Source organism: Rhodoferax sp., from assembly GCF_028688795.1.
GTDB lineage: Bacteria > Pseudomonadota > Gammaproteobacteria > Burkholderiales > Burkholderiaceae_C > Rhodoferax.
This window is the reverse complement of sequence record NZ_JAQTXM010000024.1, coordinates 25024-47866: the sequence shown is the minus strand read 5'-3', so window position 1 is coordinate 47866 and position 22843 is coordinate 25024. Positions and strand designations below refer to the sequence as shown.

Annotated in this window: 25 protein-coding genes and 1 pseudogene; 13 read left to right on the top strand and 13 right to left on the bottom strand. The window is 59.7% G+C overall.

Features of this window, described 5'->3' with window-relative positions; genetic code table 11:
- Positions 1 to 30: 30 nt before the first annotated feature.
- The 4 genes from ybiB to PHQ58_RS16725 all read left to right on the top strand — a co-directional run bounded on the left by ybiB (position 31) and on the right by PHQ58_RS16725 (position 3229).
- Complete coding sequence (gene ybiB / locus PHQ58_RS16740) at positions 31 to 960, top strand: DNA-binding protein YbiB (protein WP_300112976.1); 930 nt, start codon at positions 31 to 33, stop codon at positions 958 to 960.
- Between the two features lie 136 nt (positions 961 to 1096).
- The gene (rpsU, locus tag PHQ58_RS16735) at positions 1097 to 1309 is read left to right on the top strand and encodes a 30S ribosomal protein S21 (protein ID WP_075586606.1); all 213 of its coding nucleotides are present in this window, start codon (positions 1097 to 1099) and stop codon (positions 1307 to 1309) included.
- Positions 1310 to 1449: 140 nt separating this feature from the next.
- A complete protein-coding gene (locus tag PHQ58_RS16730) occupies positions 1450 to 1896 on the top strand; it encodes a GatB/YqeY domain-containing protein (protein WP_300112973.1) in 447 nt (148 codons plus the stop codon).
- 22 nt (positions 1897 to 1918) lie between these two features.
- A complete protein-coding gene (locus PHQ58_RS16725) occupies positions 1919 to 3229 on the top strand; it encodes a TAXI family TRAP transporter solute-binding subunit (protein ID WP_300112970.1) in 1311 nt (436 codons plus the stop codon).
- On the opposite strand, the gene PHQ58_RS16720 is transcribed toward PHQ58_RS16725, so the two are convergent.
- Entirely contained in the window at positions 3216 to 5510 is a 2295-nt protein-coding gene (locus PHQ58_RS16720) for a DUF1631 family protein (RefSeq protein WP_300112967.1), read from the bottom strand. The genes PHQ58_RS16725 and PHQ58_RS16720 overlap by 14 nt on opposite strands.
- Positions 5511 to 5534: 24 nt before the next feature.
- Complete coding sequence (gene ettA / locus PHQ58_RS16715) at positions 5535 to 7196, bottom strand: energy-dependent translational throttle protein EttA (RefSeq protein WP_300112964.1); 1662 nt, start codon at positions 7194 to 7196, stop codon at positions 5535 to 5537.
- Positions 7197 to 7462: 266 nt separating this feature from the next.
- Between ettA and PHQ58_RS16710 the strand changes: the two genes are divergently transcribed.
- A complete protein-coding gene (locus PHQ58_RS16710; RefSeq protein ID WP_300112961.1) occupies positions 7463 to 9301 on the top strand; it encodes a DEAD/DEAH box helicase in 1839 nt (612 codons plus the stop codon).
- Between the two features lie 147 nt (positions 9302 to 9448).
- On the opposite strand, the gene PHQ58_RS16705 is transcribed toward PHQ58_RS16710, so the two are convergent.
- Positions 9449 to 9832: a hypothetical protein gene (locus PHQ58_RS16705; RefSeq protein ID WP_300112958.1), complete on the bottom strand. Its 384-nt coding sequence runs from the start codon at positions 9830 to 9832 to the stop codon at positions 9449 to 9451.
- A 118-nt stretch (positions 9833 to 9950) separates the two neighbouring features.
- On the opposite strand from PHQ58_RS16705, the gene gloA reads away from it, so the two are divergent.
- Positions 9951 to 10361, top strand: a complete 411-nt coding sequence (gene gloA, locus PHQ58_RS16700; protein ID WP_300112956.1) for a lactoylglutathione lyase — start codon at positions 9951 to 9953, stop codon at positions 10359 to 10361.
- A gap of 50 nt (positions 10362 to 10411) precedes the next feature.
- Here gloA and eda read toward each other — a convergent pair whose 3' ends face one another.
- The 3 genes from eda to PHQ58_RS16685 all read right to left on the bottom strand — a co-directional run bounded on the left by eda (position 10412) and on the right by PHQ58_RS16685 (position 13656).
- Positions 10412 to 11062: a bifunctional 4-hydroxy-2-oxoglutarate aldolase/2-dehydro-3-deoxy-phosphogluconate aldolase gene (gene eda, locus PHQ58_RS16695; protein ID WP_300112953.1), complete on the bottom strand. Its 651-nt coding sequence runs from the start codon at positions 11060 to 11062 to the stop codon at positions 10412 to 10414.
- A 66-nt stretch (positions 11063 to 11128) separates the two neighbouring features.
- Positions 11129 to 12970, bottom strand: a complete 1842-nt coding sequence (edd, locus tag PHQ58_RS16690) for a phosphogluconate dehydratase (protein WP_300112950.1) — start codon at positions 12968 to 12970, stop codon at positions 11129 to 11131.
- Positions 12971 to 13161: 191 nt separating this feature from the next.
- Positions 13162 to 13656 (bottom strand): OmpA family protein, encoded by a 495-nt coding sequence (locus PHQ58_RS16685; RefSeq protein ID WP_300112947.1) that lies wholly within the window; start codon positions 13654 to 13656, stop codon positions 13162 to 13164.
- A 119-nt stretch (positions 13657 to 13775) separates the two neighbouring features.
- Here PHQ58_RS16685 and pdxH point away from each other — a divergent pair, with 119 nt between their 5' ends.
- Entirely contained in the window at positions 13776 to 14426 is a 651-nt protein-coding gene (gene pdxH, locus PHQ58_RS16680; protein ID WP_300112945.1) for a pyridoxamine 5'-phosphate oxidase, read from the top strand.
- Here the strand turns inward: pdxH and PHQ58_RS16675 are convergent.
- The 7 genes from PHQ58_RS16675 to PHQ58_RS16645 form a co-directional block, all read right to left on the bottom strand.
- Positions 14423 to 15382: an AEC family transporter gene (locus PHQ58_RS16675; RefSeq protein WP_300112943.1), complete on the bottom strand. Its 960-nt coding sequence runs from the start codon at positions 15380 to 15382 to the stop codon at positions 14423 to 14425. The genes pdxH and PHQ58_RS16675 overlap by 4 nt on opposite strands.
- 177 nt (positions 15383 to 15559) lie before the next feature.
- Positions 15560 to 15703, bottom strand: a complete 144-nt coding sequence (locus PHQ58_RS16670) for a DUF3149 domain-containing protein (protein WP_300112941.1) — start codon at positions 15701 to 15703, stop codon at positions 15560 to 15562.
- A 143-nt stretch (positions 15704 to 15846) separates the two neighbouring features.
- Positions 15847 to 16410, bottom strand: a complete 564-nt coding sequence (locus tag PHQ58_RS16665) for a DUF3299 domain-containing protein (protein WP_300112939.1) — start codon at positions 16408 to 16410, stop codon at positions 15847 to 15849.
- A gap of 26 nt (positions 16411 to 16436) precedes the next feature.
- Entirely contained in the window at positions 16437 to 16685 is a 249-nt protein-coding gene (locus tag PHQ58_RS16660) for a hypothetical protein (protein ID WP_300112936.1), read from the bottom strand.
- A gap of 5 nt (positions 16686 to 16690) precedes the next feature.
- A complete protein-coding gene (locus tag PHQ58_RS16655; protein ID WP_300112933.1) occupies positions 16691 to 17893 on the bottom strand; it encodes an FtsX-like permease family protein in 1203 nt (400 codons plus the stop codon).
- A gap of 128 nt (positions 17894 to 18021) precedes the next feature.
- Positions 18022 to 18675 carry an ABC transporter ATP-binding protein gene (locus tag PHQ58_RS16650; protein ID WP_300112930.1) on the bottom strand — a complete coding sequence of 218 codons (654 nt, stop codon included), beginning with the start codon at positions 18673 to 18675 and terminating at the stop codon, positions 18022 to 18024.
- The gene (locus PHQ58_RS16645; RefSeq protein ID WP_300112927.1) at positions 18672 to 19319 is read right to left on the bottom strand and encodes a Fur family transcriptional regulator; all 648 of its coding nucleotides are present in this window, start codon (positions 19317 to 19319) and stop codon (positions 18672 to 18674) included. Before PHQ58_RS16645 ends, PHQ58_RS16650 begins: the two co-directional genes overlap by 4 nt.
- A gap of 137 nt (positions 19320 to 19456) precedes the next feature.
- Between PHQ58_RS16645 and PHQ58_RS16640 the strand changes: the two genes are divergently transcribed.
- From PHQ58_RS16640 to PHQ58_RS16615, 6 genes and pseudogenes are all read left to right on the top strand, one after another.
- On the top strand, positions 19457 to 19672 hold the full coding sequence (locus tag PHQ58_RS16640) for a hypothetical protein (protein WP_300112923.1): 216 nt from the start codon (positions 19457 to 19459) through the stop codon (positions 19670 to 19672).
- The gene (locus tag PHQ58_RS16635) at positions 19666 to 20403 is read left to right on the top strand and encodes a metal ABC transporter ATP-binding protein (protein WP_300112920.1); all 738 of its coding nucleotides are present in this window, start codon (positions 19666 to 19668) and stop codon (positions 20401 to 20403) included. The genes PHQ58_RS16640 and PHQ58_RS16635 overlap by 7 nt, the downstream gene beginning before the upstream one ends.
- Entirely contained in the window at positions 20400 to 21284 is an 885-nt protein-coding gene (locus PHQ58_RS16630) for a metal ABC transporter permease (RefSeq protein ID WP_300112918.1), read from the top strand. The genes PHQ58_RS16635 and PHQ58_RS16630 overlap by 4 nt, the downstream gene beginning before the upstream one ends.
- A gap of 26 nt (positions 21285 to 21310) precedes the next feature.
- A complete protein-coding gene (locus PHQ58_RS16625) occupies positions 21311 to 22228 on the top strand; it encodes a metal ABC transporter substrate-binding protein (protein ID WP_300112916.1) in 918 nt (305 codons plus the stop codon).
- A 188-nt stretch (positions 22229 to 22416) separates the two neighbouring features.
- Positions 22417 to 22572, top strand: a pseudogene (locus PHQ58_RS16620) (GTP-binding protein); the annotation flags it as partial.
- 41 nt (positions 22573 to 22613) lie between these two features.
- Positions 22614 to 22766, top strand: a complete 153-nt coding sequence (locus PHQ58_RS16615; RefSeq protein ID WP_367187335.1) for a GTP-binding protein — start codon at positions 22614 to 22616, stop codon at positions 22764 to 22766.
- The last annotated feature ends 77 nt before the right edge of the window (positions 22767 to 22843 follow it).

The window sequence follows — 22843 nt, the reverse complement described above, 5'->3', positions numbered from 1 at the left end:
GTCCGCAGCCATCACGGACAATCCGGCGCTATGAGCATCAGCAAATACATCAAAGACATCGGGCGTGGCAAAGACGGCGCGCGCCACCTCGACCGTGCGCAGGCAGCCGACTTGTTTGGCCAATTGCTTGACGGCACAGCCTGCGACCTGGAGGTTGGCGCGTTTTGCCTGGCCATGCGCATCAAGGGCGAAACACCTGAGGAAATGGCCGGCTTTCTGGACGCCACGCAGACGCGGCTACACGCGGTGCCCACGAACGGCTGCCCCACGGTGGTGCTGCCCAGCTACAACGGTGCACGCAAGTTGCCGGTGCTCACGCCTTTGCTTGCACTGTTGCTGGCGCGTCAGGGCGTGGCAGTGATGGTGCATGGCAGCGCCTCTGAAGACAGCCGTATTTCTACACAAAATGTGCTTGTAGCCCTTGGAATACAAGCGCAAGCAGCTATTACTGATATAGCAATTGGCGAGGTCCGGTTTGTGCCCACTGCACTTCTCTGCCCAGGCCTGGCGCGCCTGCTGGACGTGCGCCGCGTGGTCGGCTTGCGTAACTCGGCCCACAGCTTGGTCAAGCTGATGAACCCATGCGACGGCCCGGCCGTGATCGTGGGCAGCTACACCCACCCGGAATACGCCGTGTCCATGACGGAAACCCTGAAATTGATGAACGCCACGGCGCTGTTGCTGCGGGGCACCGAGGGCGAACCGGTCGCCGACCCACGCCGCATTCCCGCCATGGACGCCATTCAACTGGGCCAATGCACCCGGGTGCAAGAGCCCCAAACCGGCCCATTGGCCCAGCTGCCAGACCTGCCTGCACTGGACGCCGACAGCACCGCCCGCTGGACGCAAGAAGTGCTGAACGGCCAGAGGCCCGTGCCCGTCCCCATGGCCCAACAGGTGGCGCATATCATGGGCCTGGTTGAAAAAACGTGGGTAAACGCATCACAGTGCCAAAGCTAATCGCTATAATCCGAGGCTTTGCTGGCAAACCCCCACTGCCTGATCAACTTTAAAGTGGGGAAAAATCGCATGATGTTCGTCAAATGGCTCGATCTCCCTTTGATAGAAGTCTGCATATTCTGGACAACATTACGTAATGACAACGATCCGTGTAAAAGAAAACGAACCCTTCGACGTCGCTCTGCGCCGCTTCAAACGCACCATTGAAAAGCTCGGTCTTCTGACTGACTTGCGTGCCCGTGAGTTCTATGAAAAACCCACCGCTGAGCGCAAGCGCAAGAAGGCAGCCGCCGTCAAGCGCAACTACAAGCGCATCCGCGCCATGCAGTTGCCCAAGAAGCTGTTCTGATCACTTGCGGGACAGACCAATATTTGCGCAGCAAATTTGCTCTGTCCTCAGCTGATCGAGGCTCTGCAGCCTCAAAAAATGCTCGCCGGGGACGCTCAGGCGGGCTTTTTTTTGCCCAAAAACATTCATAGGAGTAAAAAATGACATTGAAAGACCAAGTCACCGAAGACATGAAGACCGCCATGCGCGCCAAAGACAGCGAGCGCCTGGGCACCATCCGCCTGCTGCTGGCTGCAGCCAAACAAAAAGAGGTCGATGAGCGCGTGGTGCTTGACGATGCCGCCATGATTGCCATCGTGGACAAGCTCATCAAGCAGCGCAAAGACTCGGTTGCCGCTTTCACGCTGGCCCAGCGCATGGACCTGGCCGACAAGGAAAGCGCCGAGATCAAGGTGCTTGAAGCCTACCTGCCGCAACGCCTGAGCGCCGACGAGGTCACCGCCGCCGTGCAAGCCATTGTCACCAGCCTCGGTGCCACAGGCCCGGGCGACATGGGCAAGGTCATGGGCGCCGTCAAGGCTCAATTGGCCGGCAAGGCCGACATGGCACAGGTGTCACAAGCCGTCAAGGCCGCCCTGGCAGGCTGACACCAAAACCGGACAGCCCGACATGCGTCAGCCGCTGCGCGACACACTGCTTTCGCTGCGTGAACTGCTCGTGTCCGCCGGGCCCTTGCTGGCGCTGGCGGCCGGCCTGCTACTCCTGGCCTATGTGTGGCTTGACCCGACCCCGCCCAAGCAGGTCACCTTGGCCACCGGTCCGGCGCAGAGTGCCTACGACGAGTTTGGCAAGCGCTACACCACCGCGCTCAAAGCTTTTGGCATTGAGGTCAAACTGTTGCCCTCTGAGGGTGCAGCGCAAAACCTGCAGTGGCTCACCGAGGGCAAGGTCGATCTGGGTTTTGTCCAAGGTGGCAACGCGCAAGCCACAACCCAAACCACCACCCAGAATTCGCCTGAACTGATGTCACTGGGCAGTTTGTTCGTGGAACCCTTGTGGCTTTTTTACCGCAGCGACAAACCGCTCAAGGCATTGACCGATGTGCGTCACCTGCGCGTGAATGTTGGCACCACCGGCAGTGGCGTGCCGCGCCTGATGGACCATTTGTTTGAACTTAACCGCATGGAGCCAGCATCCCTGCACCTGGCGCATCTGTCGCAGACCCCGGCCACCGTGGCATTCCTTGACGGTGAGCTTGACGCCCTGCTGTTTGCCTCGGCCCCAGAGTCACCGATGGTGCAGATGCTGCTGCAAACACCAGGTGTGCGACTGATGAACTTTTCCCAGAGCGAAGCCTATTCGAGGCGCTTTTCATACCTGACCTCGGTCACGCTTCCCCGCGGTGTGGTCGATCTGGCCAGTGACATTCCGGCGCAGGACATCAAGCTGGTGGCCACCACCACCACGCTGCTGGCGCGCCCGGGTGTGCACCCGGCCCTGCTGCAACTTTTCTCCCAGGCCGCCTTGACCCTGCATGGGCAGGCCGGCTGGTTTAGCCGCACGCGTGAGTTCCCCAATGCGTCGCACACAGAATTTAAAGTGTCAGACGAGGCGCAACGGGTCATCAGCAACGGCATCCCGCTGCTGCAGCGCTACCTGCCGTTTGCCTACGCCAACCTGATCGAGCGCATGTGGCTTGCCTTTGGCGTGATTTTGGCGGTGCTGCTGCCCTTGAGCCGCATCGTGCCGCCGCTGTACCAATTCAGAATTCGCTCACGGGTGTTTCGCTGGTATGGCCAGCTGCGCGACATTGAAGCGCGCGCCAGCCAAAGCACCGAGCCCATTGAGTCACTCTTGAATGAACTCGCCAGGCTGGAGACGCGGGTGCAGAAAATCACGGTACCGCTGTCTTACGCCGACGAGTTGTACGCCCTGCGCAATCACATCCACCTGGCACAACAAAGACTCAAACAACCCTGAGGTCGAGGCTGTTGAGCATGGCGGTTTGCACCACCGCATCGAGCGCGCCGTCCACCATGGACTGCTCTGACAACACGCGCAGCCTTCCGCTGCCGTGCAAGCGCTCCAGCATGCGCTGCGTCATCGACTGGGTTTTACCCTGAACGCTGGTAAACAGGTACATGGTGCGTTGTGGGCTGATCCACGACAGTTGCGTGCGGCTCCAGATGTCGTTGGTCAGAAGTTCGATCCAAGTCCCGACCGACAAGGCACCCAGTTCACCGTACCCCGGTGCCGCCATTTCAAGCAAAGCAGCAGATTTCTCAACCGCTACCGGCTCTTGCGGGCCAGCAAAATCGTCGGGCAGGTCCATGAAACCTGAGGCCTTGGCTTCTGCCGGCGCTACCCAGTGCGCCTGATCACCCAGCAGGCTTGCCGCCAAATCAGGCCGCTCTTGCGTCGCAGGCTTGGCTTGCACAGGCCGAAAGGCTTGCTGGTGCAGTTGCATCAGCACATCAAAAAACACGCTGGTCTTGGTTGCGGGATAGTCAATCAGACGCAGGCCCGCGCGCAAGGTGGGCAACAGCCGCGGCACCAGCCTGGTGAGCTTGTCGATGTTCTTGCGGGTGAGTTCTGGCTGAGCGCTCCACAGCAAGGTGTGAACCAGCGCCTTGTAGCCCCCCGGATCGTCGGCATGCGACTGGTCATTGAGCTGGGCACAGGCCATGACCTGCGCCCAGGGGCCAAACAAAAAATCCAGCAAACTCTGGGGAACCTGCTGCAACTCTGCCATCGACTGCATGCCAGCGACCATTTTGTCAGCCAGCAGATTTCGCGACTCGGCAAACTCAAGCGCAGCCACTGCGGTGTCCATTTGGCTGGAAACATCGGTACGTGCTGCTGCTTGGCTCCACTCAGTTGTCAAACTCTTGAGCGCCAATTCAAACGGCTCAGCGCTGTCAATTTGCATGGACGCCAGCGGACTGACAAAGCGCTGCAACGCCACCAGAAACACGTTGAAATGGGCATCATCAACCGAGCCAAAAGCCAAACCCTTTTGTGCAATCTCTTGCAACAAACGCCGTGCGGGATGCTGCCGGTCACTGAAAAAGCGCGCATCCACCAACACCAGGCGCAGCAAGGCGGGCTCCAGGCGTGAGATCAGGTCCCGGATGGGCAGCAACAAACGGCTGTCTTGCACCAGGTTGTCCACCATCAGGGCCACCACCTCCAGGCTCAAGACTTGGGCCATGCCCTGAGCCTGAGCTTGACGCATGAGTTGCTCGCGCACCGGCAATTCCGCGTTGGGTACACCCTTTGGCGCCAGAGTAAAACCCGGGCGCTGCGCCATGCGGCTCACCAGATGATCCACCTGCTGCATGTCTTGCAGCGCTTCAAGGGCGGCCGGCACGGTCGCCTCAAAGCCGGTATCCACAGGCGGCTGATCGCTGGACACCTCAAACTCCTGGGCAAACTGGCGCGCAAACGCCTCCTTGGGATCGCACGGCTCAGCCGCCAGTTCGCCCGCCATCAAACGACGCAATCGGTCAAGCGTCAGCACCGTCTGGCGATGTTGCGGACTCCAGGGCGCACGTGCGCCGCGGCTAGCCGTCACATGCTGGGGCGTAGATGTCTCGGCTGTGCGACGCACCGAAAACACGGCCGGTTGCACACCCTGCCCCCGCAGTTGCGCTACCCAACTGGCATATTCGGCATTGAGTGCAGCACCCAGTGCGCCTGACACATGCTGCACCCAGGCAGTACGCACCCGTAACGGCAAACCTATCTCATCCATCACCTCTTGCAGCGCTGCCACATAGGCATCCGGCCGCAGGGGATTGCGTGACGCAGTGACCTGTTTGTGTCCCTGCAACGCACACACATAGGTGTTGAACTCTGTCAGCGCACTTTCGGAGATCAACAGCATGTGCTGGATAGCCCGGGCCGTCTCGACTCGCTCGTGCACCTGGGATTCATCCATCAACTCAAGTTGATCCAGCCGCAAGCCCTGGGTGGCGACCACGCCAAGGCGGGACTCAGGCGCATCATGGCGGCGAAAAGCGTCGTCAAGCGCTTGGGGGTACCGCATGCACAACTGTGACGCGTGCGCGTCCAGCAGCTTGACACTCAGCGCCAGATGGTCGCGCGCCAGCAAACCCTGCGCGCGTGTGGCCTCGTCGCGCATCGACTGACGCGCCTGCGCCAGCGCACGCGACAACATGGCCGCACTGCCAGCGCTTGCCTGCGCCAGCAAATCACGGTACAGCGAGCGACTTGACCCAGGCAAGACAGGGCTAGACACGGCGAGAGCGGCTTCTTTTAAGCCTTACTTCAGTGCCTTGAAGCGCATGCGGTGCGGCTTGGCACCTTCCTCGCCCAGACGCTTCTTCTTGTCGGCTTCGTATTCCTGGTAGTTACCGTCATAGAAGAACCACTGGCTGTCGCCCTCACAGGCCAGAATGTGGGTGGCAATGCGGTCCAAAAACCAGCGGTCATGGCTGATGACCATGATAGAGCCGGCGAACTCAAGCAACGCGTCTTCCAGCGCACGCAAAGTTTCAACGTCCAGATCGTTCGATGGCTCATCGAGCATCAGCACGTTGCCGCCTGCGATCAATGTTTTGGCCAGGTGCAAGCGACCACGCTCGCCACCCGACAACGTGCCGACACGTTTTTGCTGGTCTGCACCGTTGAAATTGAAGCGGCCGCAGTAAGCGCGACTGGCCATCTGAAATTTGCCGACGTTCAACATGTCAAGGCCGCCCGACACGTCTTCCCAAACGGTTTTATCGTTGGCCAGGTCATCGCGACTTTGGTCGACAAAGGCCATTTTGACGGTCTGGCCGATCTTGACTTCGCCGGAATCGGGCTTTTCGCGCCCGGCAATCATCTTGAACAGTGTGGATTTACCGGCGCCGTTAGGGCCGATGATGCCGACGATGGCACCCGGGGGCACCTTGAAGCTCAGGTTATCGATCAGCACCCGGTCGCCAAAGGACTTGGTGACGTTGACAAACTCAATCACTTCTTGGCCCAGGCGCTCAGCCACGGGGATGAAGATTTCGTTCGTCTCGTTGCGTCTCTGGTATTCAAAATCAGACAACTCTTCAAAACGCGCCAGTCGCGCCTTGCTCTTGGCCTGGCGTGCCTTGGGATTCTGGCGCGACCATTCCAGCTCTTTCTTCAGGGCCTTGGCGCGGGATTCTTCACCCTTTTGCTCTTGCTCCAGACGTGCCTGCTTTTGCTCCAGCCATGAACTGTAGTTGCCTTTGTAGGGCATGCCATTGCCACGGTCGAGCTCCAGAATCCACTCGGCAGCGTTATCCAAAAAGTAACGATCGTGGGTGATGGCCACCACAGTGCCGGGGTAGCGCTTCAGGAACTGTTCCAGCCAGTCGACTGATTCGGCATCCAAGTGATTGGTCGGCTCATCAAGCAGCAGCATGTCGGGCTTGGACAGCAGCAGGCGGCACAGCGCCACGCGGCGTTTCTCGCCACCTGACAGCACACCCACCTTGGCGTCCCACGGCGGCAGGCGCAAGGCATCGGCAGCAATCTCAAGCTGGTGCTCGGAATCTGTCCCGGCACTGCCGATGATGGCTTCCATCTTGGCCTGTTCTTCAGCCAGTGCGTCAAAGTCGGCGTCTTCTTCACCGTAAGCGGTGTAGATTTCTTCCAGCCGGGCTTTGGCTGTGAACACATCGCCCATGCCCGCTTCCACGCTTTCACGCACGGTCTGATCGGGGTCAAGCTGTGGTTCTTGCGGCAAATAGCCAATGTTCAGGCCAGCCATGGGAATGGCTTCGCCCTCAAACTCCTTGTCCACACCGGCCATGATCTTGAGCAAGGTGGACTTGCCAGAGCCGTTGGTACCCAGCACGCCGATCTTGGCACCCGGGAAGAAACTGAGGGAAATGTCTTTGAGAATGAACTTTTTCGGCGGCACGATCTTGCCGAGGTGGTTCATTGAAAATACGTATTGAGCCATGGGTCTTGTTCAATCCAGCGATATAGAAAGGCGTCATTATCGACGCTCTGCACATGCCCCTTGCCCGCCGCCTCAACCCGATCCCGCGGACCATGCGACAATACGGTCTGTTGCGGGGCTTCAGTTGCCTGCAACGTCAGCACCTTGCTGGGAACCCAAGTGACACTGCGGTTCTGTTTTTGATCCCATCAGCCTTTGACTGAACTGACGCGAACAGCGCCAGAACAGGCCGATGCCCTAGCGCCCTGGACGGGGTGCACCACTAAATGAAATTTGAAGAACTAAACCTGGCTCCGGCCATCATCAAAGCCGTGCTTGAGCAAGGCTACGAAACCCCCACGCCGATTCAGGCACAAGCCATTCCGCTGGTGCTGGCAGGTCATGACCTGCTTGGCGGCGCGCAAACCGGCACTGGCAAAACGGCTGCTTTTGTGCTGCCCATGCTGAACAAACTCAGCGCTACGGAAGCACCTCGCAGCAAGTTCGGTGGCGTTGCCATTCGAGCCCTGGTGCTCACCCCAACCCGCGAACTGGCAGCGCAAGTTGAAGAATCTGTCAAAACCTACGGCAAGTACCTGGAACTAAGTTCCGCCGCCATTTTTGGTGGTGTCGGTATGAACCCGCAAATCAGCCGCATGAAAAAAGGCGTGGACATCCTGGTGGCCACACCGGGTCGCCTGCTGGATCTGATGCAGCAAGGCATGATGGACTTGAGCCAAGTGCAGATTCTGGTGCTCGACGAAGCCGACCGCATGCTCGACATGGGCTTTATCCATGACGTGAAAAAGGTGCTGGCTGCGGTGCCCAAGGCCAAACAGAGCCTGCTGTTCTCAGCCACTTTCAGCGAAGAAATCCGCGAACTGGCTGCCACCCTGCTGAAAGACCCGCAGAGCGTGCAAGTGACCCCGCGCAACACCACGGTGCAGCGCATCACGCAGCTGATTCACCCGGTGGGTCGCGGCAAAAAGAAGGCCTTGCTGGCCCACATCATCGAAGCGAAAAGCTGGAGCCAAGTGCTGGTGTTTACCCGCACCAAATTCGGCGCCAACAATGTGGCCGAGTTCCTGGAAAAGAACGGCATCACTGCCATGGCCCTGCACGGCAACAAAAGCCAATCAGCCCGCACGCAAGCGCTGGCCGGCTTTAAAAGCGGCGAGATGCGCGCTCTGGTGGCCACTGACATTGCTGCCCGCGGCATTGACATCGACGACCTGCCACACGTGGTGAACTACGACATTCCGAATGTCTGTGAAGACTATGTGCACCGCATTGGCCGCACCGGCCGCGCGGGTGCCGACGGCACCGCCGTGAATCTGGTGAGCCTGGACGAAGAAGGCTTCATGCAAGCCATCGAGCGCTACACCAAGCAAGACATTCCGGTGGAAATCATCGCTGAATTCATGCCTGAGGCTGGTGAACACGCCGAGCCGATTGCCATGGGTCGCCAGACCATTTGGGGCGGTGCGGGCAAGCCGCCAAGCCGCGAAGTGATGATGGCCGCGGCAAAATCAGCTCGGACCGAAATGCTGACCCGTGTTCGTGAAAGCAAAGGGCCAGGTGCAGCACGCAGCGGCAATGGTGGTGGCGGTCGAGGCCCTGCGCCAAGTGGTGGCAGAGGCCCGGCACCAGGCGGTCGCGGTGGCAGCCGTGGCGGTCGAGGCGCTGCAGGCGGTCAAGCTGGTAACAGCGGTGCTGGCTACGGTGGCGAAGGCCGCAACGCCAACGCTGGCGGTGACAGCTACGGTGGTGGCCGCGAGGCTGAGCCACGCAGCCACTTGTCAGCCGCTGAGCAAGCCGTTCGTGGCCCAGGTCAGCGCCCGGCGCGCGGTTATGGCGGTGGCAACGGTGGCGGCTATGGTGGACCGGTCAACCCGGGTTCAGGCCCCTCACGCTCAGGTGCCGGTGGCCAACCCGACCCGATGCGCACCAGCGTTGACATGATGGCTGACCGCGGCCCACGCCGCAACAGCTTTGGCGGCGGCAACCGCAACGCCGGCGCGCCCGGTGCCGGCTTTGGTGGTGGCCCCGGCCGCACCGGTGGCGGCAACCGTTCAGGTAGCCGCGGCCGCTCAGGTGGCCCAAGCGGATCGGGCGGCCCACGCTGACCCAGCATGCTCTGCGCCTGGCGCCCTGAACTTCGTTTTATATGAATTTCTGGGCTCTAGCCCTTGTAAATAAAGCGCGAGCTGCTATTTTATAAATAGCAGCTTTTTTATTGCGTTGACTCGCTCACACGCGTCCGTTAAGCGACTTCAGCCACGCACAAACAGTGTCACTAGGGGGTCACTACCTACCTGGCGGCTCCAATGGCCATGTCGCTGTGCATCAAATGCCTCAGCATTTGGCAGCAGGTCTGCCGAATAAAAATGCTCACCCGGTTTAAAAATGCGGGAGCTGCCGTCCTGCAGGCCAATCTCCATTTGCCCGCCCAGGATGAACACCCATTGTGGGTCGGTGGTGCAATGCGGCATGCTGCGAAACCCCACCGGGCTGGTGCGCAACTGAAACCCCCCTGAAGGCATCAGGGTCGACAAGGCGCTCTGCGGCGAACCCTGGTCCAGCACCACCGGTTCTTCTTTGAAACGGGCGAAGCCATCGGTATCAGTGAATAAAACAACTTTGGTGACGTGGGGCATGGGGATTTCCTAGGGCATGTTTTTTTAAAACCAGTGACAGCACAATTTTCTAACCGTTCTGCTGCTTGATTATTCCCTACCGCTTGCGCGGTTTGGCGGCGCGACGACAATGCGCGTCATGAGAATCCTCCACACCATGCTGCGCGTTGGCAAGCTTCAACGCTCGATCGATTTCTACACCCAGGTGCTGGGCATGACCCTGCTGCGCACCTCGGACAACCCGGAATACAAGTACACCCTGGCCTTTGTTGGTTATGGCAGCAACCCAGACCACGCCGAGCTTGAGCTCACCTACAACTACGGCGTAGACCATTACGACCTGGGCACCGCTTACGGCCACATTGCGCTGGCCGTGCCGGATGCCAAAGCGGCTTGCGACAAGATTCGCGCCGCTGGCGGCAACGTGACACGCGAGGCCGGCGCAGTCAAGGGTGGCAGCACGGTGATTGCATTCGTCACCGACCCCGATGGTTACAAGATTGAGCTGATCGAGCGCAAAGACACCGCGTCTGATGCTGGGCTGCGTTAACGCAGACAATGCTACTTTATTTATAGCGTACTACGCTTTAAATACATGGGCTAGCGGCCTAAATTTCTTAAATTTTTGGTTTCACTGGCGAGCCGGGTCACGCGGCCCCAGTCACCTTCTTCAGCGGTACGCACCGGCACCAACCAGGAGCCGCCCACACAGACCACATTGCTCAGCGCCAAAAAGTCCGGTGCGTTTTGCAGCGTGATGCCGCCGGTGGGGCAAAACTTCACATCAAAAAACGGCCCGGCCCAGGCCTTCAGCATCGCCACGCCACCGGCTTGCACAGCCGGGAAAAACTTCAATTCGGTCAAGCCATCTTCGCAGGCAGCCATGATTTCACCGCCGGTGGCCACGCCGGGCAGCAAGGCCAGACCCACATCACGGCAGGCCTGCCCGACCGCTGAGGTGTAGCCCGGGCTGACTGCAAAACGCGCGCCAGCGTTGGCGGCCGCTTGCGCATCAGCACGGCAACGCACCGTGCCGGCACCCACCACGGCTTCGGGCACGTCGCGGGCAATGGCTTCGATACAGGCCAGCGCTTGCGGTGTGCGCAGCGTGACTTCCAGCATGCGAATACCGCCCGCCAGCAGCGCGCGGGCCATGGGCACGGCATGTGCCACGTCGTTCAACACAATCACCGGAATCACCGGGGCGTCTTGCATCACCTGCAAAGCGGTCAAAGGGGTTGGAGTCGTCATGGTGTCTTTCAAAAACCGAGGTTAAAAATCTGCAAGGTCGTCACAGCATTGGAAATGACGGTCAGGTTACAGCCAGCTGCAAGCGCCTTCTTCGGCGGTCAGGGCATTGCGGCGCATGTTGGCAAACAATTCACGGCCCATGCCCACGCCGTTTGCCTGGCGCAAGGTGTCGGGCATCGGCAAAACCTCGCGCGCGGCCCACTCGGACTCGGGCACCAGCACTTGCAGCGTGCCTGTATTGGCATCCAGACGAATCACATCGCCGTCGCGGACACGTGCCAGCGGGCCACCGGCAGCGGCTTCGGGCGACACATGGATGGCCGCAGGCACTTTGCCAGACGCGCCGCTCATGCGGCCATCGGTGACCAACGCCACCCTGAACCCTTTTCCCTGCAACACGGCCAGCGGCGGCGTGAGCTTGTGCAGCTCGGGCATGCCGTTGGCTTGCGGGCCCTGCCAGCGCACCACACAAATCAGGTCGTGATTGAGTTCATCGGCGGAAAAAGCAATGTGCAACGCCTCTTGCGAGTCAAAGACCCGACAAGGCGCTTCAATCACATGGCGGTCATCCGGCACGGCGGAGATCTTGATCACGCTGCGTCCCAAATTGCCAGTCAAAAGCTTCAGGCCGCCACTGGCGCTGAACGGCGCGCTCGCCGGGCGCACCACCGCTTCGTCCTGGCTGGCTTCCGCTGTGACCCATTGCAGGCTGCCGTCATCAGCGGCGTGCGGGATACCGGTGTACTCGCGCAGGCCACCGGCCCGGTCAGTGAGCACATCGGCATGCATGAAACCGCCGTCGAGCAGCTCGCGAATCACAAAACCCGGCCCACCGGCCGCCTGAAACTGGTTGACATCGGCACTGCCGTTGGGGTACACGCGGCTCAACAGCGGCACTACGTCGGACAGGTCCGAGAAATCATTCCAGTCAATCACGATGCCGGCCGCCCGCGCCACAGCCACCCAATGAATCAGGTGGTTGGTGGAGCCGCCCGTGGCCAGCAAGGCCACCATGGCGTTAACGATGCAGCGCTCGTCCACCACCCGGCCTATCGGCGGGCAAGTACCCTTCACGTCTTGGGCCGCGCCGCCAGTCTGCTTGCCGAGCACCGTGCGCAAGGCTTCACGCGTCAACTCATCACGCACCGCGGCACCAGGGTTGATGAAGGCCGTGCCCGGCACATGCAGGCCCATGGCCTCCAACAACATTTGATTGCTGTTGGCGGTGCCATAAAAGGTACAGGTGCCCGGGCTGTGGTAGGCCGCAGATTCAGCGGCCAGCAGCTCCGAGCGGCCCACCAAGCCTTGCGCGGCCTGCTCACGTACCTTGGATTTTTTGTCGTTGGACAGGCCGGTGGTCATGGGCCCGGCGGGCACAAACACGGTTGGCAAATGGCCAAATTGCAACGCACCAATCAACAGCCCTGGCACGATCTTGTCGCACACGCCCAGCATCAATGCACCGGCAAACACGTCATGGCTCAAGGCGACAGCCGTGGCCATGGCGATCACATCGCGCGAAAACAAACTCAGTTCCATGCCCGCTGTGCCCTGCGTGACGCCGTCGCACATGGCAGGCACACCACCAGCCACCTGCGAGGTAGCACCCAGCTTGCGTGCCTCGGCCTTGATCAGGTCAGGGTAGTGTTCGAGTGGCGCGTGCGCCGACAGCATGTCGTTGAAGGCGGTGACGATGCCAATGTTGGGGGCTTTTTCTGCGACCACCCGCAGCTTGTCGTTGCCCGGCAGCGCAGCAAAAGCGTGCGCCACATTGGCGCAGCCCAGGCGCTGAGCGCCCGGCGGGCGTTTTAGCGCCTCATCTAGGCGAGCCAGATAGGCGGTACGGGTGGTTTGGCTGCGCTGGATGATGCGCTGGGTGACCTTGGCCACGGTGTCATGAAGTTTCATGGGTCCAATCTGTTTTGGTAACTAAATTACATGAACAATGGTAACCGTGTTTTGCCTGCAGGGCTGCCCGCCGGGTTACCAATGGGTTACCAATTCAGGCCACACCTCTACCACAATCCCAACTTATCCCCATCGGTCCAGACGCAAAAAAGCCCGAACACATCGGGCTTTTTGGGGTTCAGAGCGGGCAACTACTCAAACGCTACTTCCACCCGGCGGGCCTGTGCGCTGGGGCCAGAGGCCAGAGACTCTTCGGGCTTTTTCAGCTCAACATGGTCTTGCGCCACACCCAGATGCAGCAGTGCATCGCGCACTGCAAAGGCGCGTTGTTTGGCCAGCTCGGCGTTCACGGCGGCATCACCCGTTGCATCATGAAAGCCGCTAACCAACACCTTCTTGCCACTGGCAGCGCCAGAGACCACGGCTGCCAGGGCCTCATTGGCACCGGCTGCAAGCTCAGCCTTGCCTGAGGCAAAGTAAAACTTGACCACTCCGTTTTCGACCACCACCGAGGCGGCGTCCGCGCTGGTGCCAGCTGCCAAGACAGGCGCTGCAGCAGCCACAGCGGCATGACGCTTGTTAACCTGATGCACCGTCAAACCAATCAGTAGCGCGACCACCAAGGCAATCAGACCAAAAACAACGCCCAGAACAACGCCCTGGTTTTCATCAGCTTGAGAAGACATGTATTTCCCTTTGGTAAAAAAAAGTGGGCGCATTTTATAACCCCATCATGAGGCTCAACTGACAAAGGCCAACTGCGGCTGACCCGGCCTGGCACGGGCCCCATCTTTATACTTGTTGCATGACAAATATTGCTGACCTACGTAAAAGTTACGAACGTGCCGAGCTCAATGAAGACGCTTCACACGCTGACCCCCTGAAACAATTTGAGCACTGGTTGAACGAAGCCATCTCAGCCGAGGTGCCAGAGCCCAACGCCATGACCGTGGCCACCGTCGGCAACAATCTGCGCCCGAGCACGCGCGTGGTGCTGATCAAGGGTTTTGACGAGCGTGGCATCGTCTGGTACACCAATTTTGAAAGCCAAAAGGGCCACGAACTGGCGGGCAACCCCTATGCGGCGCTGCAATTCCACTGGGTTGAGCTGGAGCGCGTGGTGCGCATTGAAGGCCTGGTGGAAAAAGTCAGCGACGAAGAAAGTGACGCTTATTACCGCAGCCGCCCGCTGGATTCACGCATTGGCGCCTGGGCCAGCCCGCAAAGCCAAGTGATTTCAGGTCGCGGCGTGCTGGTGGCCAACGCCGCCCGCTACGGTGCCCAGTTTCTATTGAACCCACCACGGCCACCGCATTGGGGCGGTTACCGACTTAAACCCGACAACTGGCAGTTCTGGCAAGGGCGCAAAAGCCGTCTGCATGACAGGTTGCGGTACCGCCTTGCAGACACCTTGGGCGCTGATGTGCTATGGATTCGTGAGCGTCTGGCGCCTTAGGCCAGAAGACTTACCAGCGACATCACCAACGTGATGGTGGCCAGCCCCAGCGCGGTCGACACCGCCATGCTGGCCGTCACCAACTCTTGCGCCACCTGATAACGCTGCGCAAATAAAAATACGTTGGCGCCCATGGGCAGGGATGCGGCCACGATCATCACGGTTAGATTCAAGCCGCGCAAGCCCGACAACCAGCACACCAGCGCTACCAGCAGCGGCAACACCAGGTTTTTCAGCAGGGTGATGCCGAGTGCCGCGCGCAAATGTGGCCCCACCCGCACTTGGGTCAATGTGGCGCCAACCAGCAGCAGCGCCATTGGGCCAAAGGCATTGCCCAACAACTGCAGCGGACGGTCCACCACCTCGGGAATCACCAAGCTGGTTTGGGCAAACAACAAACCCAAAATGATTGGCAAGGGCACCGGGTGAATGATGCCGTTCTTGATGGCCATCAGTACCGTTTGTGCGATGTGGCGCGGTGGCGCACCAGCCGTGGCCTGGGCGGCGCTGAGTTGGCGTGCTTCCATGACTTCCAGCACGATGGTCACTGCCGTCAGCAAGATCAGCGCATGCACCGAGATCAGCGTCAGCAGCATCACCAACGCAGCTTGGCCGTAAGCCAGGCCAATGAGCGGGATGCCAATCATCACGGTGTTGCTGAAAGTAGCCGCCAGACCGACCACCGCGGCGCGCGTGCTACGCCCCTGCGACACGAAGACCACCGCGTACAGGATGCCGATGGCCACAAAATACAGGGCGACCGGTTTGAAGTTCAGTTGTTCAATGTGGACCGAGCTCATGGCTCGAAACAGCAAGGCCGGCGTGAGCACCACAAAGACCAGGTTTGACAAGTCTTTTGTGGCCTCAGCCCTTACCCAACCTACGCGACCAGCTATAAAGCCGATAGCAATCAGTAAAACAACAGGGAGCAGGGAGGAAAGAACGGGGTTGTTCACAGGCGGCAATCAAAAAATTGCCCTGATTTTCACAGGAAAGCCCAGACCGGATTGCGATGACGCTCACAACCGTGCGAAGCGCATCAAACAACCAACTCCGTATGATGGGGAAAGTTCACGGCCCACTGAGCACACGGGCCATGACCTCACTGGAACTGCTTGAGCTCCGGAAAAACCTTACTTACCGGCTTTTCTTTCGCTCTCGGCCATTTTTGATTTCAGCGCCACATATGCCCAACCCATGCCCACAATCATCATGACGATGCCGACGATGCTCATCACGCCGTAGTCAGTCGAGAAAAGGTCTTGTAATGCTTTCATGTCGTGCGTCCTTAAAAAGATAAATCACAGAGTCAAAAATAATCCGTGACCGAACTATGCAACAGGCCCGCATTTTCAAAGCTGACATATATCAAATTACTCAAAAATAAGATGCCTCCCCCAAGGCCCGCACTCAGATGGGGCTATTTCACCAGCACAGCGTCCTTGATGCGGTAGTAAAGGCCATAAGGGTCGTCGGCCAGCACACTCAGGCGGCCGTCCACCACCACCGGCTCCATGGTGTATTTGACGGGGGTTTTGGTGAATACCTCGACCATGCTCTCGGGCCCACCGGGGGTGCAAAACGAACAGGTGAGCGGCACCGAGGTGAGCAAAAAGTGTTTTTGCTTCTCCCCCGGCTCCAACGGCATCATGAAGCCCTGAATGCGCTGTGGCTTGTCGTTCAGGGCTTGCACATCGGCTGAATAGCTGGGCAACAGCCGCTTGTTGACCACACGGGTTTTCACATCGGTCAACACCGACCAAGGCAACACGTCTGCGCGCTGCGGCAAGGGAGCAAACGGGCTGTTGGGGCTGTGCACGCCGGGGCCAGTGCCAGCGGGCGCACCGCCAGCAATAGGCGAACTTAATTGCGCCAAGCTGCCCAATGGCAACAGGCAAGCCGACAACACCAGAGCCAACGCGGCTGATTTGGCGCCACCGGCTGGTTCCCGGGGCTTCTGGCGAAGAAATTCAAATGGCTTCATACAAGGTCCTCAAGAAGCCCGCCATGTTAATGCTGGTGCTTCATGCCGCAGAACTTGCCGATGGCAACACCCTTGCATTCCAGCTGCAACTGCTTCTCGCACACCTCATCAGATTTGCCAGCTTCCAGGCACTTGGCTGCGTTTTCATGCGCCGTGGCCATGACCCGGTGACGCGCAATGTCTTCTTTGGCAGCCTTGTCCAGCTCGGCCGCAGACGCTACTGAAAAAATAGCTGCTGACGCAATCAAAATAAGGGCTAGAGTCAAATTTCTCATATAAATCACTTTCCTTGTAGAAGTTCAAGCACACCAACACGATAAGCCGCCAGTGCCGGCAAAATGGCAGCCACCAGCGACACCCCAAGCGCCACTGCGGGCACCACCCACAACTCGGCTGGCCAGGCCATACCGCCAATGAGCAACGAGTGATCGAGTTGCAGCAGCCAGGCCAAGCCCGCCGCCATGGCCTGGCCGGCCAATACGCCCAACACGGCGGCCACCAGCCCCAGCCACAGGGCTTCTAGCACCAACAGGATCGCCACTTTTCGGGGTGGCGCGCCCAGCATGCGCAGCAGCGCCAAATCACCGCGACGCTCACGCACAGCACTCCACAGGGCGATGAAAACGCTCAGGCCTGCGGTCAACAGCAGCACCCCGGCAAAAGCGCGCAACACATCAGTGCCCAAACCGAGCATGCTCAAGAGCCGGGTGATTTCAAGCGCGGGCGCGGCGGCCTGCATCTCGGTGCTGGTGTTGATATAGCGCGGGAAGCTCACCGCTGCCAGTGGCGACTTGTAGGTGATCAAGGCCATGGTGACTTCGCGCTCGTCCATCATGATCTGGCGGTCTTCGTCGTCCACGGCGGTGTAGTCTTCATGCACCTTCCAGACCGAGGCGGTGTCGGTCAGGATTAACCTGTCGAGCACACTGCCACTAGGCGCGAGGAGGCCGACCACAACATAGGTGCTGTCCCCGTGTGCGTGGCCTCCTTCGCCCAAGCCGTGCGTACCGACAAAAGTGTTGCCCAGCGCCAGCCCCAGCTTGCGCGCAGCCGTGGCACCCAACACCACCTGCATGGGCTCTGTCCACAACTGCCCTTGCGCTAACTTGGCCTGGTAATGGCTGATGTAGTCGGTAGAAGTACCCACGATGCGAAAGCCGCGCAGACTGTCGCCCAGGCTGATCGGGATCACCTGCGCCACCATCGGGTGCTGTTGCAGCGCCTGCACCGCTTTCAGGGGCACGTTGCCGGGTGGCACGTCGATGTGAAACACGCCCGACAAGATCAGCTGCATCGGGCTGCCTTTGGCGCCCACCACCACGTCAATGCCTTGCAGGTCGCGCTCAAAGGCTTTGCTCAACTGACTGGACACCAGCAGCAAAAAAGTGATTGAGGCCAGGCCCAGGCTGAGCAGCAGCAGGTTGAGCGCAGCACCCAATGGGCGCGACCAAAGGTAGGTCCAAGCCAGTGTGAGGGTTTTCATGTGTAACGGTAAATACTACTTTTTAATAGCTGTCTTCGCACTATTTATGGGGGCTAGAGGCTGATTTAATGTAAGAAATGAACTGCCTCGACTATGCCAGGGTCATGACTTCGCAGGGCTGACTTCGGTCAACCAGGTCGGCTGAACCCAACCCTACAAGCGTCCACACCAGCGGGCATGAGCGCTGCCACCCTCGCGTCATGGGTGGCAATGACCAGCGTGGCACCTTGCGCTTGGGCGGTGGCAAGCAGCAGGCCAACGGCATCGGCCGCGGCCTCGTCGTCCAGACTGGCGGTGGGCTCGTCGGCCAGAATCACTTGCGGCCTGAGCAGCACGGCGCGCGCCAGCGCCACACGTTGCGCCTGGCCACCCGAGAGTTGGGCCGGCAAGCGCAGCGCCAACTCTGCCACGCCCAAGGCCGACAGCGCCACCTGAATGGCAGCTTGGTCTTCAGGCGTGCCACTGGCCCATTGCGCCAGCGCCAGGTTTTGCGCCACAGTGAGTGCACCGCTCAGGTGCAATTTTTGAGGCAAAAAGCCGATAGCACCTGCCCTCCATGCGTCAGCAGCTACATTTTCAAGATCATTTAAGGACTGGTCAGCAACCGTGAGCGTGCCCTTTGTGGGCGCCACCAGCGCGGCCACCAGCGCCAGCCAGGTTGACTTGCCACAGCCGGATGGGCCACTGAGCAGCAGCACCGCGCCTTGCGGCACATCCACATCGGGAAAAACAAGCGTTGGGCCCTGCGGGTAGCTGTAGCCCAGGCTCTGGGTGCAGATCATTGCCCGGCACCCTGGGTGGACCTGTCAACCGGCGCTGTCTTTTTGGCCGGCTTTGCCTCGGTGAGGGGCGCTGTTCTTTGTCCAGCAGGCGCTGTGGTGGCGGTGGCGCAGTCCACGCACACACCGCGCACTGCCAAATCCAGGCTCAGGCCCTGGTAACCCAAAGCTTTCAAGGCTTGCAGCGCGCTTTGCGCCGCCACTTCCAGATCCAGCGCACTGCCTTGTAACGTGCCTTGCAGGGGCTGGTCACGGTGGCAGCTTTGGCACTCAAAGTGCGGCAAGGCGTGCACACTGGCCGGCATGGCCTGGTAACGGCGCACCCGGTTGGCATCGACCCGGCACAACAGCAGGCCCACTTGTGTCAGGCGGTCAATCAGGCGGTAGAGCGTGACGCGGTCCAGCGCCACAGGGCCCGCGCCAGCAGAATCGCTCACCCACTGCGGGTTGGCCCCAGCGAGATTGGCAACAGGTTCACCGCTATCAGCTTGCAACGCGCTTTGCAATTGGGCATGGGTGTAGCTAGTGTCGGGGTGCGCCAGCAGCCAGCCCAACACGCGCCGCGAAGCCGCCGTGCGGCGCAAACCGTGGGCCGACAGCAAGGCATCAATCGGATCTGGCGCAAGAGGGATCAGAGGGGTGGACATGGCGTTGATGGGTGAATAATTTTTCAGCTTAAGGCTTAGTGCAATTGAGTTGCGATAAACTCTAACGCAATCCAGTTGCAGTAAACTATACCGCAGTTCAGTTGCACTTTGTTCGCAACCCCATTTTTGCATCACCTATGTCTACCAATTCACCGCAACACTCCCATGCGTCAAGCCATTCGCATACGCATGGCCCGTCGCACAGTCAGCCCCTGCGGGCCCCCTTCCTTCCCAAGCCACGCCGCAGCGTGCTGGCCTGGCCAGCCTGGTTGCGCGCGCTGGCGGTGTTGCCGATGGTGCTGCTGCTGTGGCTGGCCGTGCTGTGGGCCAATGAAGGAGCCGCCCTGTGGTGACGGTCGACAACCTGACGGTAAGTTACCGCCAGCACCCGGCATTGCACCATATCAGCGGCACTTTTGCAGCTGGCTCTCTTAGCGCAGTGATCGGCCCAAACGGTTCGGGTAAAAGCACACTGCTCAAAAGCATCATGGGGCTGCTCAAGCCTGCGGGTGGCGAAGTGCGCACCACCACGCCACGCCAACATATTGCTTACCTGCCACAACTCACCGAGATTGAACGGACTTTTCCCATGCAAGTGCGCGACTGCGTGTTGTTGGGTTGCTGGAGTTCAGTGGGGGTATGGGGTGGCATCAGTCGCAGCATGCAAAGCCGCGCCGATGCAGCCATTCGCACCGTCGGGCTGGAGGGTTTTGAGCATCGCGCCGTGGGGTCGCTCTCAAGCGGGCAGTTTCAGCGCGTGTTGTTTGCCCGCCTGCTGGTGCAAGACGCCCAGCTGATCTTGCTGGACGAGCCGTTTAACGCCATGGATTCACGCACCACCGCTGCCCTGCTGGCACTGGTTCATCAATGGCACACGCAGGGCCGCACCGTGATTGCCGTGCTGCATGACGACGCACAAGTCGCGGCCCACTTTGAGCAAACTGTGCTTTTGGCGCGTGAACTGGTGGCATGGGGGCCGACCGCACAGGTGTTGACGGACCCCAACCTGCAACGCGCCCGCGCCTTGGCCGAGGCCTGGGACGACAACGCCGAGATTTGCCACACCGATGAGGCCGCGGTATGACCGGACTGTGGGATGTGTTGGTCGGACCCTTTGCCGAATTCGCTTTCATGCGCCGCGCCCTGGTGGCCACACTGGCGCTGGCAGTCAGTGCCGCACCCTTGGGCGTATTTTTGACGCTGCGGCGCATGAGTTTGCTGGGCGATGCGTTGACCCATGCCGTGCTGCCAGGGGTGGCGGTGGGGTTCATGCTGTTTGGTTTGTCGCTGCCAGCCATGGCGCTGGGGGGGGTGGTGGCGGGTTTGTTGGTGGCTGCGATGGCGGGCGTGGTCAGCCGCGCGACGGCGCTCAAAGAAGACGCCAGCTTGGCCGCCATGTATTTGCTGGCACTGGCCGTGGGTGTGACACTGATCTCGCGCCAAGGAAGCCAGTTGGACCTGCTGCACATCTTGTTTGGCAGTGCGCTCGGGGTGGATGAGCAGGGTTTGCTGCTGGTGGCGGGTGTGGCCAGCGTCAGCGTGTTGACCTTGGCCACGTGTTACCGCGGCTTTGTGCTGGAAACGTTTGACCCCATGTTTTTAGCGGCTGCGTCCGCTTCAGCCAGCAGCCGGCCCTGGCTGTGGCAACAAATCTTTCTGATGCTGGTGGTGGTGAACCTGGTGGCGGGTTTTCAAACCCTGGGCACGATGATGGCTGTCGGCTTGATGATGCTGCCCGCCGTGTCGGCCCGGCTCTGGCATGAAAGTCTGGCGGCACAACTGGTCAATGCCAGCGTGCAAGCAGCACTGGCAAGTGTGGCCGGGTTGCTGATCTCGTACCACCTTGATACACCCAGCGGCCCGACCATCATTGTCTGCGCCGGGGCGTTGTATGTCACTTCTCTGCTGATTTCACCCGGTGGATGGCTTCCGCAAATCCTTAAACGCCCGCACCGGGTCGCCTAGTTTTTAAACCCTCCATAAGGAAACTCATGAAACGCACAACCCTCAAAATTTTCGCCCTGTCCGCACTGGCTGCCAGCGGCCTCTTTACCGCCCAAGCCAACGCCGCAGAGCCAATGCCCGTGGTGGCCTCGTTCAGCATTTTGGGTGATCTGGTGCAGGTGGTGGGTGGCGACCGGGTTAAGGTCACCACCCTGGCCGGACCTGACGCCGACGCGCACGAATTCACCCCCAGCCCAGCGGATGCCAAAGCCGTGCTGGGCGCGCGCGTGTTTGTGGTCAATGGCCTGAGCTTTGAGCCTTGGGCGCAGAAGTTGGCCAAATCCGCGGGTTACAAGGGCGAAACCGTGGTGGCTTCCAAGGGCGTGAAACCGCGCCAAATGGCGGCCGAAGCCGGCCATGACAAGGGTCACGCCGAGACAGACCCCCACGCCTGGCAAAACCCGCTCAACGTGGTGCAATTTGTGAACAACATTGCCGCCGGTTTGGCCAAGGCCGACCCCACGGGTGCAGCCACTTACCAAGCCAATGCTGAGGCTTATGCCAAGCAGCTGAAAGACTTCGATGCGCAAGCCAAGGCGCAGTTTGACGCCATTGCAACAGTCAAACGCAAGGTGATCACCTCGCACGATGCGTTTGGCTACATGGGTGCGCGGTACGGTATCACCCTGCTCTCGCCAGAGGGCGTGAACACCGACAGCGAACCCAGTGCCAAGCATGTGGCCGAGTTGATCCGCCAAATCAAGCGTGAAAAAATCAAGGCCGTCTTTGTCGAAAACATGAGCAATCCCAAACTGATGGCGCAACTCAGCAAAGACGCAGGCGTGAGCGTGGGTGCCACGCTGTACTCAGATGCCTTGTCAGAAGCCAGTGGCCCGGCACCCACCTACCTGAAGATGATGAACCACAACCTGACGCAATTGATCTCAGGCATGAAGCTGAACTAAAGCCTTTGAAACGGTGAGACCACCCCGCCAAGTTGGGTTTTAACCCAAAAAACCCGGCTGGTGTGACTCACGGGGTGTGCATCACTAAGCAACGCTGCCTCGAAAACCAGAAAAATCTTTCATAGCATCAAGCGCTTGTATGACAAGGGTTGTAGGCTTATTTTTTCTAAAATTTATGGGGTAACACCATGCAAAACACCCGCCTGCCTGTGACCGTACTTTCCGGCTTTTTGGGCGCTGGCAAGACCACCCTGCTCAACCACATTCTGGCCAACCGCGACGGCTTGCGGGTGGCTGTCATCGTCAATGACATGAGTGAGGTCAACATTGATGCCTCACTGGTGGACAGGGGCAAAACCAGCGCATCGTCTTTCAGGGCGTGCACATGCTAATGGGCGCTGAGCTGGGAAGTGATTGGAAGAAGGACGAAACACGCAACTCCAAGATGGTGTTTATCGGCAAAGACCTGCCACAGGAACTTCTTGAAAAAGGCTTAGCCCAGTGCATATTCGGCGCGATTAAGAGCAAGGCGACATGAGGGCCCAAGGCCTCAAGCAGTTTTGATCATGTTTGAGGAAGCTGGTGACTATGACGAGATGGTTCTTGTGCGAAACA